The following is a 14,437-nucleotide window of genomic DNA, read 5'->3' as shown; positions in this document are numbered from 1 at the left end:
CAAAAGGACTCTGTGTATGTTTGTTTTAGCAGTAAAAAAATTACCACACGTTATTAGTTTTTCACTTGCGGTAATGTTGTTATCGGCTTGCAGCGAACACCCTAATGCAGATGATAAAACTGTTAATACGCATCATACACAGCGCACACCACAACAACTTTTTGCACTTGAGCAAGTTAGCTTAAGTGCAAGCCCATTTTTACATGCCCAGCAAACTAACGTTCGTTATTTATTGGCATTGCACCCAGATCAATTATTAGCCCCTTACTTACGTGAAGCTGGTATCGAGCCCAAAGCGTCATCTTATGGTAATTGGGAAGACTCGGGGCTTGATGGTCACATTGGCGGTCATTATTTATCGGCGTTAAGCCTTGCGTGGGCTGCAACTGGCGATGAAGAACTAAAGCGCCGTTTAGATTACATGTTAAATGAGCTACAACGCGCACAACAGGTTAATGACGGTTATTTAGGAGGCATACCAAATGGTCAAGCGATGTGGCAACAAATCCATGATGGCAATATTAAAGCCGATTTATTTAGTTTAAATGATCGTTGGGTGCCGCTTTATAACATAGACAAAATTTTCCATGGCTTGCGTGATGCTTACTTGATTGCAGGCAGTGAACAAGCAAAAACCATGCTGTTTGATTTAGGCGAATGGTTTTTAAACTTAACCTCTAAGTTAAGCGAGCAGCAGATTCAACAGATGCTGTATTCAGAATATGGCGGTTTAAATGCGGTATTTGCCGATATGGCGACGATCAGTGGCGATAAGCGTTATCTCAAATTAGCTCAACAGTTTACTCAAAATAGCATTGTCGATCCGCTGTTAAAAAAACAAGATAAGCTAACTGGCTTACATGCTAATACCCAAATTCCAAAAATTATTGGTATGTTGAAGGTCGCTGAGGCCACTGATGATAAAGCGTGGCAACAAGGCGCAGATTATTTTTGGCAAACAGTGACTAAAGAGCGCTCAGTGGCCATTGGTGGTAACAGTGTGCGTGAGCATTTTCACGACAAAAAAGATTTTACCGCGATGGTTGAAGACGTTGAAGGCCCTGAAACCTGTAACACGTACAACATGATGAAACTCAGCAAGCTGCTGTTTCTGAAAACCGCGGACACTCGCTATTTAGAATACTACGAGCGCGCAACCTATAACCATATTTTATCGTCGCAACATCCTGAGCACGGTGGGCTTGTGTACTTTACGCCAATGCGTCCTGGGCACTATCGTATGTATTCATCGGTACAAGATTCAATGTGGTGTTGTGTCGGTTCGGGTATCGAAAATCATAGTAAATACGGTGAGCTGATCTACAGTAAAAATGACGATAACTTATGGGTAAATCTATTTATTCCAAGTACCCTTGATTGGCAGCAACAGGACTTAAAAGTAACTCAACAAAGCCATTTTCCGGATGCTAATAATATAACCTTAGTGATTAACACATTAGATAAAAAACATAACTCATCAGCGCAGCTGCATATTCGTAAACCAAGTTGGGTTACTGATGAATTGCAGTTTAAGCTTAATGGCAAAGCAATAAATGCCACTGCAGAGCAGGGGTATTACGCAATAAAACATGACTGGCATGATGGCGATAAATTAACTTTTTCTTTAGCGCCAAAACTGTACACAGAGCAGTTGCCTGATGACCAAGATTACTATGCGGTATTGTATGGTCCTGTGGTAATGGCAACCAAAGTACAAGCGTTTAAAAATGAGCATTTAAACTTTGTTGCTGATGACAGTCGCATGGGTCATATTGCAGCAGGGCCTACCTGTCCACCCGAAGCACTGCCTATCATGCTCAGTGAACCCGAGCAGTTTATTGCTGATTTAAAGCGAGCCCCTAGCGCAGAACTTGCATTTACCACAGATAAAAATGTCGCCATTGCTCAGCAGGGGATAGGGAGCACACAAACAACTCAGTTAATTCCGTTTTTTAGGCTTCATGATAGTCGCTATCAAGTTTACTGGCCGCAGCAAAGTGAAGCCGAATTTACTCAATTTGTTAAAGATTCAAAAGCGGCTGAACAAGCAAAAGAGCAATTACGATTATTGACCGTTGACCAAATTACACCGGGCGAGCAACAGCCTGAAGTTGAGCATGACTTTAAAGGTGAAAATACCCGTGCAGGTGTTAATAACGGCCATCATTGGCGTGATGCAACAGGTTGGTTTGAATATAAGCTAACTAACTCAGAGCAGCAGGCAGTTGCACTGCGTATCCGTTACTTTACTGCAGATGTTGGACGTAAGTTTACTATCACAATTAATGGTGAGGTGCTGGCAAAAGTTAGCTTACCTGCTAAGCAAACCGGTGCAGAATTTTACAGTATTGATTATCCATTAACTGATGAAATGAAAAAAGCTAGCTCATTAACACTGCGCTTTAGTGCAATAAAAGGATCGGTTGCTGGTGGTATTTACGGTATTCGTTTAATCAATAATAACTAGTAGGACGAGTATGAGTTTACAGCATTATGACGATGTGCATTCTAAAGTGAGTGTTCGGCGCTACCCGCTCGCAGAGCAATACATAACACAGCCTGGTGTGCATGTAACCGGCTCGGGTTTAATGTATCGAATTATTGAACTGGGAAGTGGCGAACCACCTTCATGGGATGCTACTGTTAAGGTGCAGCAACGCGTGATGACTGCAACAGGGCATGTGCTTTATGATACGCGGCAAATCGAGCAAGTGGCTGAGTATGAGATAGCAGAAGCAATTGAAGGTTTGCAAGAAGCACTCATGCTGATGCCTAAAGGCAGCCGTTATGAACTTTTGATTTTACCGCATCTTGCCTACGATATTTACAGTGTGGCACTGAATGAATCTTTAGCGATAAGCAGTGAGCAGCTTATTTTTATGGATATTAAACTCATTGATTTTAAAGAGTAATCGTGAGCTAGAGCAGTAATTTTTGTATTGAGAATGCGATATATCAAAACAAAAAACCTGCAAAAAATGCAGGTTTTTAGTGGCTGTTCTTAAGTGTTACTTCTCAATCAGCTTAGTGGTGCGCTTGTTTAGATCTTTGCTATCAACTACTGGCCAGTTATCGTCCCAAGTCATCGGTAGAATACGTAATTTTTGTAAACCGTTATCAGCCGTTTCGTAAGCATGAAGTACTAAGTAATCTTTTCCGTCAAAGGTATAAGCGGCATTATGACCAAGCGCTACCCAGTCTTTATTACCTTCGATCACCAGCGAACCACCGCCATTATTTAAGTCACGGCCTTCTTTATCAAGGTATGGGCCTTCTACGTTTTTACTGCGCCCTACACGGACATTGTAAGTGCTGTCTAAACCTTGGCAGCATTTATCAAACGACACAAATAGGTAGTAATAGCCATTCTTTTTAAAGATATATGGTGCTTCTACAGGTCCGTGTTCAGTGTTAGGGCGTGCTGAAATGCTATGCCATTCTTGTGGTTGTGCCAAACGTACCATATCATCGTCAAGTTTCACTAATTTAAGACCGCCCCAAAACGAACCAAAGCTCATCCATGGTGTACCATTGTCATCTTCAACAATCGCTGGATCTATGGCATTCCAGTTATCACGCTCAGGCACAGACTGTATAACTATACCGTGATCTATCCATTTATAATCTGGTGATTTAGGATCTAGAGTTTCGTTAACCGTTACACCGATCGCCGAGGTGTTTTTACCAAACGCAGACACAGAATAATAAAGGTAAAACTTGCCATCTTTTTGGTATACATCCGGCGCCCAAAGGTGGCCACCAAAGTCACTGGCAACTCGTTTTGCCCAGCTCGGCTCGTCTTTAAATACGCGCCCGGTAAGCTGCCAATTTTTCATGTCTTTGGATTCGTAATACGTGATCCCCATACCCGTGCTAAAGACGTAATAGGTATCGCCTTCTTTGGTCATTACAGGGTCGTGTACTTCAACTTGTTTAGCCATGGTATTACTTGCTAAACAAAGTAATGTGCTTGCACCGAGCAGTTTACATGTATGAGCGAACTTTTTTGCGTGTTTCATAGTTGCCTACCTTTTTATTTTAATCATTAAACTTATCAGCTACTATAATATATGTAATACAATATTAACAATGGAAATTAAACTATAAAAATAGGAAATACCATGGCCAAGAATCTGATTGCCACTGCAATTATAAGCGTACTTAGTATGTCATGCTTTTACAGTGTTGCAGAGGCAAATAATAGCCCAACATTAATGCCAATTGATAACCCGATTGTTTTGCAACGCGCTGATCCTTGGTTGGTCCGCGATGAAAAAACCGGTTGTTATACCTTTATTGGTACATCCCCTAAGTTTGACGAAATTGAATTACGTCAAGCTTGTAGACTTAATGACTTGAAGTTAGCTGAACCAAAAGTGATTTGGCATAAAAATGAAAAAGGTCCAATGAGTACCAATATTTGGGCACCAGAGCTACATAAAGTTGATGGCAGTTGGTATATTCATTTTGCAGCGGGTGATGTAGAAAAGCCGTTTAGTATCCGCATGTATGTACTCAAAAATGACAGTGAAAACCCGATGAACGGGCAGTGGCAAGAAATGGGTCAGTTAAAAACCCACCTTGATAGTTTTTCGTTGGACGCTACAACATTTAGCCATAAAGGTAAGCGTTATTTAGTGTGGGCACAGCAAAACCAACCCGCAACGTATAACTCCGCATTGTGGATTGCACAAATGGATTCACCAACATCGATAAAAGAGCCAATAGTGAATATTTCAGAGCCAACACTTGATTGGGAAATACAAGGCTATAAGGTGAATGAAGGAGCTGCAGTGATGATCCGTGAGGGGAAAGTGCTACTTACGTATTCTGCCAGTGCCACCGATGATCGATATGCAATGGGCTTGTTATGGGCCGATGCAGATGCTGATTTACTCGACCCCGCAAGCTGGCATAAAAAGCCACAGCCAATTTTTGCAAGTAACGAAAAAGTAGGGCGCTTTGGTCCAGGTCACAATAGTTTTGTAAAAGCAGAGGACGGTGTTACAGACTTATTAATTTACCACAGCCGTGATTATAAAGAGCTTAAAGGAACACCGTTAACAGATCCAAATCGCCATGCGCGAGCGCGTATAATAAAGTGGGATGACCAAGGATTTCCTATTCTTTCGCCAGAGTTTCCGGACTAATTATAGAGCTGATAATAAAAAAGGAGCCTGTGGCTCCTTTTTAATGAATTAGGGCTGATTACTCAACAATAATCCCTACAGCATCTAAATAATAGTCTGTCCAACTATTATATTGCCCTTGTAACCACATAATCACTTTATGTTGATCAGAGTTGACTATCATAGGGCGTAAATTTTCATTGTGCTTATCATGTGTTAACTGCTGCCACTGAATACTTTTAGTATCATCATCAAGCCCAATGTGTGCGCTAAATATTTGATGCGGCATTGATAAAGACTCACCTGTCGTAGGATTTACATTACTTGAAATAACCACGTGAGAAGGGTCGCTAGGATCCACAGTGATTAAGCCTGTATAGCTGGCTTCACGGTCATATAAACGGCTTCCTGCAAACGCAACTTCACGGTCATGCCATTTTTTGCCATCCCAAGATGCAATACGATAGCGCTGATCTTGATTATTTAAATAATAAGTATAAGCAACGTGTGGATAGCCTTTATCATCAAATGCTACTGAGCTGGTCCAAGCGCTTTTTTCAACACTTAAATCAACACCGCGGAAGGTTCCGCCGCCACCTTGAAATAATTTCTCTGCTTCGGAGGGTTTTAGCGGACCTTCCTTTTTCAGGTTTTTAATCAATGTGCCATCCACGTTATAGAAATTACCATCTCGAAACTCAGAATAATAAATGCTGTTACCAAAATCACGCGGATGAGCGTCAGTAAATGACAAACCTATGGTGTCTTTGCCATTCCCTGCATAGCGTGCATACGGTCTTTGTACGCCTGGGACTTCATTTTGAATGAGATGAACATGTTCATCGCTCCAGGTAGCACCATCGTCTTTTGATGTAACATACGTTGGATTCCAATCAATACCGCGATAAAGGTTATAAAGTGTTCCTTCATCGGATAAGTCATATAAGTTCATGTAGGTTACGTTGGCAGGACTTTGTATCGTTTTCTCTTCGCCCCAATTTAAAAAATTGTCAGAATTTGAAATACGGTAGTAATGTGCTTTTTCACTATTATGACGTGCGTAAACGGTTAATACACTGCCATCAGGACGCGCATAAAAAACCGGTGAGTTATGATCATCATGGTCAAATTCAGTTTTTAATGTGGTACGACCGAGTAGTTGCTTTTTATCAAGGTCGTAGACACCTACCGCAGCGTCACCCACACCATTGCCAGCAACGCTACCGATAATTAATTTACCGTTTTGGATAATGGCGCGGGGATCTTGAAACCAACACCACCCTGCATTATGCATTAACGTTTGAATTGTATTGTGAGCGACGTGTTTTTTTGGTTTTTCATCTTCAAGTAGTTTATACACTTCACTACCGGCTGCTAAAAATGCTCCAACACCATACACTTCAGTGTAATCTGGAAATGAATCTCCAGGAGCTGCGCCTACAGGCTGTACGAAGGCGAGCATGCCTTCAGCGGTGACTGAATTTTGCAGCGCTTGCCATGCTTTCATTAACGCTGGACGGTAAGTGACTTTATCTAAGTAACCTTGGTTGATACCCCATGCAATACCATATGCATAAAACGACGTACCGCTGGTTTCTTTTATTGGGTAACCTTCGGTTCCACCTAATAATCCCATTGACCATGTGCCATCTTCACGTTGGATTTCAATTAAACGTGCCGCCATTTTTTTATACAAATTAATGTAAAAATCGCGCTTTTCCCAAGTAACTGGTAAGTCAGGTATCATCAAAGCTAATCCACCAAATACCCAGCCATTGCCACGAGCCCAAAAAACGTCTTCGCCATTTTTTTCGTGTTTATCAAAGAAACTAGAATCACGCCAAAATAGCTGATCTTTCTCACTCCACAATAGGTCATACGTGGCGTGGTACTCTTGATCCATAAAGTCTAAGTATTTTTCTTCGCCGGTAATTTTAGCTAAACGTGCCCATACAGGCGGTGCCATAAATAATGCATCACACCAGCCCCAACGATCATGGGCATGAGTATTTTCGGCAAGCCAATCAAGTGTGCCGGTTTTTGGGTGAGCCAAAATCCAATCAAATTGCTTACGTGTTGGTTCAAGCATTTCTGGTTGGTGGAAGTCTTCGTATAAAGACAGATAAAATTGACCTACCGTTTGATCATCGGCGTGATAAGGGCGCTGGTGAAGTTTCCAGCCATTTCGCTGACCAATTTCCATTAAAAAGTTTGTATATTTATCATCATCAGCAATTTTACGCCATTCGTTCATACCCGCGTAAAGGGCACCATGATGCCACTCTAAATCATGATATTGCTCGCGATTCATCCACTGTGGTGGTTTGCGTGGCAGCGCGCGGTATTTACCTTCTTCGTCAAAATGTGCAATTTGCCAGTCTGCTACTTTTTTCGTTAATGACTTTACAGATTCTGCGGTTACTTGTTTGTTTTTATCTTTGGCTAAATAGTTACTCGCATAATCTTGCCATTGTTTGAAGGTTGTTATGTCACCCGCTTTTGACCAAGCAAAACCAGCATAATAGGTAATTTCACCCGCTTTATTCGTTTGCGCAACAAGCAGTGCATGCGAACGATCTTTCTTATCACTTTGTTGTAAAATATAATGAGTGTGGGTAAATTTAGGTAATAGTACAGATGTACCCACTTGGCTACCGTCAATGGTTTCCCACGTTGTTATTGCATCACCTTCAGAGTTGACATGTGCTTGTGCTTTACCATCATGGGTAGTGACACCCACAGCAACTTTAAGTTGAATGGGTTGACCATTGTGCGTAAATTGGCTGTGTACTTTATAAAATTGGCTACCTTTTTCAAGTGTGTAGCGTTTTTTCTCGGTGATGTCTTTATCGTTATACTGGTAAGTGAGCTCAAAAACGACTTTATCAGCGGTTTTTTCTATTATTGAATAATCAGTATACACATTGGGCTGTATCAGTCTGTCGCTTTTATCGGCATTTTCATCCCATAGGGCCATTGAGCCACAGCCTAATGAATTACCAACATGATAAGGGTCGTAACCTTCACCATGATCTTCATGATAAGAGATACCTTCTCGTTCTCCTTTATACCATTTATTAATAATTGGGTAATCAACCCGTTTAAGCCAGCAGTCAGTACCGTTGTTTTCAGCAGAGTCTGTTAAAGCAGGCCCATAAACGCGAAAGGCAACCTTATCATTTTCAAACGCAAAGTCGTCCATACGCTCAGGAACAAAGCGTGCTTCTACACTTTTTTGGGGAATTATTGAGGAGCAGCTACTGAGTAATACTAGAGAACTTATAGATGCAATTTTAAGCAGAGTGTTCATCATCACCTCTTTATGATTGTTCATTAATTGGCACTGAGGCTAACAACACGAGAGGAAGCTAGATAGCCTGATTAATGAGTGTCTTTATCTGTGTGCAAAAAAGGGAGTGATAACACTCCCTATAAACGTGGGAACAACTAATTAAGTTTTACCAGAAGCGGTAGTAAATAAACGCAGTGATACCGATGATCCCCGCAGTATGAATGTAATCCCACTTATCTAATCCGGCAGCCACTTCTTTTAAAGTATCTTTGCCGATACTTGAGAAGGTTAAGCCTTTAAGCTGCTCTTCACTGGCGGGTTTAGTGAAAAAACTCACCACAATCATTATCACTACCACCACTACAAACAGTAAAATACAGTAGTAAAGCCAATTCATGTCGGTGATCCACGCAAGCGGTGTACCGCTGATAGCATCTTTGAAAGGCAATAGTACTAATCTGATCATACCTAACACAAACCCAGACACTAAACCGATAAAACCAGCATCAGGAGTAAAACGTTTACTGCATATACCTAGCAAGAACACGGCGGCAATACCTGGAGCTATTAACGATTGAACGCTTTGTAAATACTCATAAAGTACATCAGCAATTAAGCTCATAATAGGGATCCACAGTAAGCCTAAAATAACAATTGCAACGGTTGCTAAGCGGCCAACTTTTAGCAGATGCTTTTCGCTCGATTCGGGTTTGAATTTTTTATAGAAATCGATAGTAAATAACGTCGCTGATGAGTTAAATAACGACGCTAACGAGCTCATTAATGCTGCAACGAGGCCACCAATTACGATGCCTTTGACGCCGGATGGGAGTAACTCGGCAACCAATGTAGGAAACGCTTGGTCCGCACTGTCATAACTAATAATGCCTTTAACTTTTAGTGCATAGGCAATCATGCCCGGTACTAAAAAGATAAAAATAGGCAATAGCTTTAAGTAACCTGCAAACATAGTACCGCGACGAGCTTCTTTAATGCCTTTCGCCGACAGTACCCGTTGTACAATATATTGGTCTGTACACCAGTACCAAAAACCAATGATAAATGAACCAAATACGATCCCCGGCCACGGAAACTCGGTATCTGAGGCACTGCGAATTAAATGCATGTTCATATCGTTTATGCGTTCAACTTCAGACCACCCGCCGACTTTATCCAAACCGACAACTAAGATCACCACAGAGCCAATAATAAGTACTGGCGTTTGTAAAACAGAGGTCCACATGATGGCTTTCATACCCCCGAGTACAGTATAGATACCGGTGATCACCACTAAAGCAATGGCTGAGATCCAGAAGAAATCAATGCCCCAAATGCTTTCAATTCCTAAAATAGTCTTAAAAGCGATGCCGCCAGCATAAACAGTCACTGCTACTTTAGTCAGTACATAACTGATCAAGGAAATAACCGATAAAAAAGTGCGTGATTTTGAATTATAGCGACGCTCTAAAAACTCCGGCATGGTATATACTTTACTGCTCCAGTAAAAAGGCACAAACACCCAACCAAGTAATAAAATAATCCAAGATTGCATTTCCCAGTGGGCTAATGCCATGCCTGATTGTGCACCTGCACCAGATAAACCAACGAGGTGTTCTGAGCCAATATTCGAGGCAAAAATTGACGCACCAATAACTAACCAACTCGCATTACGCCCAGCTAAAAAATAATCTGTAGTATCTTCTTCTTTTTGTCTCATCGAGACGACGACAACGGCTAATAACAAAACAAAAAATCCCGCTAACACTAGCCAGTCGAGTGTACTTAATTCGATCATCTTTAATTCCATCTAAGCCCGGAGATCAATCCGGATTATTTGTGTGTATAAAAATATTATAATATAAATGAGGTGAATGAAAGAGATTTGTTAAAAATTAGTAATGCTTTAAATTTTTATGTTTTCAGAAATTACACAGTTCAAACAGCGGAAAAAAGTATTTACAGTAGCATTGTCAAAGATTTGCCTGATGACGCGGTAAGGTTATAGTAGTATCATAGAATAAGTATTTTTAAAGGAACTGTTTATGGCACGTATTGAAAATTTAAATTTGTCGCAACAGGTAACCAATGAGTTAGGTAAAGCCATTATTAATGGTCATTACACTGCTGAAACGGGTTTACCTACTGAAGCAAAATTATGTGAAGAGTATGGCATTAGTCGTACTGCTATTCGTGAAGCAGTAAAAATGCTTGCTGCCAAAGGGCTTATTTCATCGCGCCCACGCCAAGGCATCCGCGTTGAACCAGCAAACACATGGAATTTATACGACACCAGCGTATTAAAATGGTTGCTCGATAGTAGCCCGACCTTATATGTGTTAAAAGAATTTTTACAAGTACGCTTAGCTATTGAACCGCAAGCAGCGGCACTTGCAGCAAGACGTGCTGATAAAGGCGCAATTGCAGAGATTGCGATTGCAGTTGAAAAAATGCAAGCGGCGGCTGATGCCTCCGATGGCGAAATCCATGAAAGTGATTTAGCTTTTCATACCGCAATTTTGTTTGCCAGCGGTAATCGTTTTTTCTTTCAATTGCGTGATTTTATTTGTACTGCTCTTAACGTTAGTATTCAGCATACAACACCCGCGAAAGGTAATAAAAAAGCCATTGCGGATGAACACTTTAAAGTGTATCAAGCAATTTTAAATGGTGAGCCTGAGCGCGCTAAAAACATGATGACGTATATGATTGACGAAGCTATGTCATTTATTGAAAAAGAAATAGCTGAAAAAGAGTCACAAAACGAATCGAAATAACCATGTTTTGTTAATGAATTATCTTAATACTTAAGGAAATCATGCCAGTCTCAACATCACACACAACAAGTTATCCAAGTCTCGCTGGTAAAAGTGTTTTTATTACCGGCGGTGCAACAGGGATCGGTGAAGTCATGGTAAAGCGCTTTTGTCAGCAGCATGCAAAAGTAACTTTTATTGATATTGCCAAACAGCAAGGTGAGCAATTGTGTAGCCAGTTAGCTGGCCAGTATCGCTTTGATCCGCAGTATATTTACTGTGATCTTCGTGACATTGAACAATTAAAAGCCGCTATTGAAACAACGGGCAAAACACAAGGTGAGATCAGCGTATTGATCAATAATGCGGCTGACGATACTCGCCACGTTGCCGATACCATGAGTGTTGAATATTGGGATGATAAGTTAGCCGTTAATCTACGGCCATGCTTTTTTTCGGCGCAAGCCGTAGCTCCGCAAATGCAGCGAATTGGTGGTGGTAGCATTATCAATATGGGCTCAGTGAGTTGGCGTATTAAGCAAACGGGCATGCCAGCTTATACGACCGCCAAAGCAGGAATTGAAGGACTAACCCGCTCATTAGCTGCGACTTATGGTAAAGATAATATTCGTATTAACACCTTAGTGCCTGGCTGGGTGATGACCGAACGGCAAATAACGCATTGGTTAACTCCAGATATGATTGAAAATGTTAGACATAATCAATGTATAAATGAAACATTACAGGCGGATGATATTGTCAATGCCGCATTATTTTTAGCCGCAGACGACAGTAAAATGATGACCGCACAATCACTTGTTGTTGATGCAGGTTGGACTTAAAACTCAATAAAAAAATTTACCTAACGCCAATGATATTATAATATTAGGATATTCTTGTCTGTAAATTAGTCAAACCTAGTTAAATAAGGTAGAAACGCGTTGCCCGATATCGTATTAGTTTATTTTATATTAATAATAGGCGCATGCTTACAATGCGTGATTGGGTTTGGTCTTGGCTTATTGTGCGCACCTATTTTATACTGGCTTATGCCAGAGTTAGTGCCAGGGCCAATGATTTTAAATGCTTTATTACTCACCTCAATTCTTGCCATAAAGCACCGTGGCGCAATAGATCTAAAGCAAACCGGCTATTCAATTTTTGGTGGCGCCGTAGGAGTGTTAATTGCTGCAGCGGTAATGTTGCATGTTGATCCCCATCAGTATCGTATTTTACTCGGTTGTTGTTTACTAATTGCAGTTGCGTTATCACTTACAGGTTGGTCGCCTAAGCTTACCTTTATCTCTAATGTACTGGCATCACTAGCATCCGGTTTTATTGGTACTACCACATCCGCAGGCGGCGCTCCGATGGGACTACTTTATCAAGCGCAAAATAAAGATAAAATCAAAGCTAACTTAAGTATTTTCTTCGTGTTTATTAATTTATTTGGGATCACTGCGCTGCTGCTTACGGGCACCGCAGACTCTAATGACTTACTGTTATTTATTGAATGCTTACCCGCCATTTTAATTGGTTGGGGGCTTTCATACTTGTTAAATAATACAATTAATGAACAAGCCACGCGTATTTTAATTATTATTGTGGCGACTTTTTCAGGGCTGGCACTGATTTTCTTTCAACGTTAAAATAGCGCAATAAACTCACATGCTGTTTTAAGGTAAATAATGGCGATTAACTCGATTAAAATGATCATTCCTTGCCAATGTTTACTTGGCGAAGGGCCATATTACAGCGCATCGCTAAAGTGTTTATTTTGGGTCGATATTTTAGACAAACTACTTTACCGTTTTGATTGCCAGCAACAAACAGTGTGCCGTTACCCGATGGAGCAGGCTATTTGTTGGATAATGGAAACCACCGAACAGCGTTTAATCGCAGGTTTTGAGCGCGGCATTTATTACCTTGATAACAACACGTTCCAACCTAGTGAGTTGTATCCACTGGCTACTCTTGCAGTAAATAACCGTTTAAATGATGCCAAAACCGACCGCAACGGGCATGTGTTTTTCGGCACTATGGATAAACATGAACAACACAATACTGGGGCGTTGTATCGCTTTGGTCAGCAACAAACGCCAATCATTGTTGATAGCAATTATGTGATCAGTAATGGCCCTGCAATAAGTAAAAACGGCCGTATTTTATATTCAACAGAATCATCCACCCGCACTATTTATCAATTTGATTTAAATGAGCAAGGTGAGCTTAGCAATAAGCGAGTATTTGTAAAATTTGACGAGACAATGGGCTTTCCCGATGGCATGACAGTCGATAACGACAATCACTTGTGGGTCGCGTCTTGGAATGGCCACGGCCTTTATCGTTTTTGTGAAAATGGCACTATCGTGCATTTTTATCGACTTCCCGCACCTAGGATCACCAGCCTCACTTTTTTTGGCGATGATCTAACAACCGTCGCCGTTACCTCCGCCCGTACTGGCCTAGAACCTGAGATACTAAAACAATACCCCTACAGCGGCGCCGTATTTATTTTAACGGCAAACGTCAAAGGGATCGCAGAAAGCCCAGCACAACTGTAATTAAGTAGATCGCAAATAAACGATGTGTGCACTTGTCATTAGAGGCCGCACTCGAAAGAATGTTTAATTTTTGACCTACAACAAGCCGTTCAGAGGAGTATAACTACAACGATTTAGCTTTGAATGAACCAGACACGATACCTTGCTTAAGCCTTTATTTTGAACTTTAAAAATATGGTATACAAACAGTGGGTACAATATGTCATGTTTTATAAGATAAGTTACCTTATTTAATCTAACTGTCCGTTTAAAATTTTTTTGCTGATATTCTATTGTTCACTGCAACGCAGGCAGCTTACAGCTTAGGTGACGATGGACCGACAAAAATATCGGGAATATTTTTGAACTGCGAAGCAGACCTTTATGGCGAAGGGCAGGAAGCCTAAAGTAAACGACATATCTAGTAAAGAGTGCAGCCTGAGGAAGTAAGGTCATGGCCGATTTTTGTTCCCGACAAAATCTAAGTACCTAAATCCATTTAGGCAATGACCGATGTAACCAAGCTCCATGGACGGATTGTTAACAGCGCGGTTTATCTGAAATTAAGTTCACTTTGATTTGTCGCGAGGTAAACTCGCTTATATGGACTCCTCCTATTGCACAAGCCTTTTTACATTAAAATGATGTGATTGCGTGCTTATATACGGGCTCTAATGAGGCGCTACCTCGGCCACTTTGATGTTTTCGCGCCCTTGTGCC

General features: G+C 41.1%; 10 protein-coding genes. 7 read left to right on the top strand and 3 right to left on the bottom strand.

The window, feature by feature from the left end; translation table 11 throughout:
• The first annotated feature begins 16 nt into the window (after positions 1–16).
• A complete protein-coding gene (locus H5180_RS00050) occupies positions 17–2,467 on the top strand; it encodes a glycoside hydrolase family 127 protein (protein ID WP_182757386.1) in 2,451 nt (816 codons plus the stop codon).
• Between the two features lie 10 nt (positions 2,468–2,477).
• Complete coding sequence (locus tag H5180_RS00045) at positions 2,478–2,912, top strand: FKBP-type peptidyl-prolyl cis-trans isomerase (protein WP_182757385.1); 435 nt, start codon at positions 2,478–2,480, stop codon at positions 2,910–2,912.
• Positions 2,913–3,008: 96 nt separating this feature from the next.
• Here the strand turns inward: H5180_RS00045 and H5180_RS00040 are convergent, their stop codons facing one another.
• Positions 3,009–4,019 carry an arabinan endo-1,5-alpha-L-arabinosidase gene (locus tag H5180_RS00040; RefSeq protein WP_149980056.1) on the bottom strand — a complete coding sequence of 337 codons (1,011 nt, stop codon included), beginning with the start codon at positions 4,017–4,019 and terminating at the stop codon, positions 3,009–3,011.
• A 102-nt stretch (positions 4,020–4,121) separates the two neighbouring features.
• Between H5180_RS00040 and H5180_RS00035 the strand changes: the two genes are divergently transcribed.
• Entirely contained in the window at positions 4,122–5,150 is a 1,029-nt protein-coding gene (locus H5180_RS00035) for a family 43 glycosylhydrolase (RefSeq protein ID WP_145234137.1), read from the top strand.
• Positions 5,151–5,208: 58 nt separating this feature from the next.
• Here H5180_RS00035 and H5180_RS00030 read toward each other — a convergent pair whose 3' ends face one another.
• Positions 5,209–8,463, bottom strand: a complete 3,255-nt coding sequence (locus tag H5180_RS00030) for a glycoside hydrolase family 88 protein (protein ID WP_259399502.1) — start codon at positions 8,461–8,463, stop codon at positions 5,209–5,211.
• A 124-nt stretch (positions 8,464–8,587) separates the two neighbouring features.
• Positions 8,588–10,216: a sodium:solute symporter gene (locus H5180_RS00025; RefSeq protein ID WP_145234135.1), complete on the bottom strand. Its 1,629-nt coding sequence runs from the start codon at positions 10,214–10,216 to the stop codon at positions 8,588–8,590.
• A 247-nt stretch (positions 10,217–10,463) separates the two neighbouring features.
• Here H5180_RS00025 and H5180_RS00020 point away from each other — a divergent pair, with 247 nt between their 5' ends.
• The 4 genes from H5180_RS00020 (at position 10,464) to H5180_RS00005 (ending at position 13,738) form a co-directional block, all read left to right on the top strand.
• Positions 10,464–11,195: a FadR/GntR family transcriptional regulator gene (locus H5180_RS00020; protein ID WP_145234132.1), complete on the top strand. Its 732-nt coding sequence runs from the start codon at positions 10,464–10,466 to the stop codon at positions 11,193–11,195.
• Between the two features lie 41 nt (positions 11,196–11,236).
• Positions 11,237–12,016, top strand: coding sequence for an SDR family NAD(P)-dependent oxidoreductase (locus H5180_RS00015; RefSeq protein WP_145234130.1), 780 nt, complete (start codon positions 11,237–11,239; stop codon positions 12,014–12,016).
• 99 nt (positions 12,017–12,115) lie between these two features.
• Complete coding sequence (locus H5180_RS00010) at positions 12,116–12,823, top strand: sulfite exporter TauE/SafE family protein (protein WP_145234128.1); 708 nt, start codon at positions 12,116–12,118, stop codon at positions 12,821–12,823.
• Between the two features lie 39 nt (positions 12,824–12,862).
• Positions 12,863–13,738, top strand: a complete 876-nt coding sequence (locus H5180_RS00005) for an SMP-30/gluconolactonase/LRE family protein (protein WP_182757384.1) — start codon at positions 12,863–12,865, stop codon at positions 13,736–13,738.
• Positions 13,739–14,437: the final 699 nt, after the last annotated feature.

Origin of the sequence: Pseudoalteromonas sp. SR41-4 (assembly GCF_014163985.1) — a bacterium.
Classification (GTDB): domain Bacteria; phylum Pseudomonadota; class Gammaproteobacteria; order Enterobacterales; family Alteromonadaceae; genus Pseudoalteromonas; species Pseudoalteromonas rhizosphaerae.
Note: the sequence above shows the minus strand (reverse complement) of the source record. Positions and strands in the feature narration are given on the sequence as shown.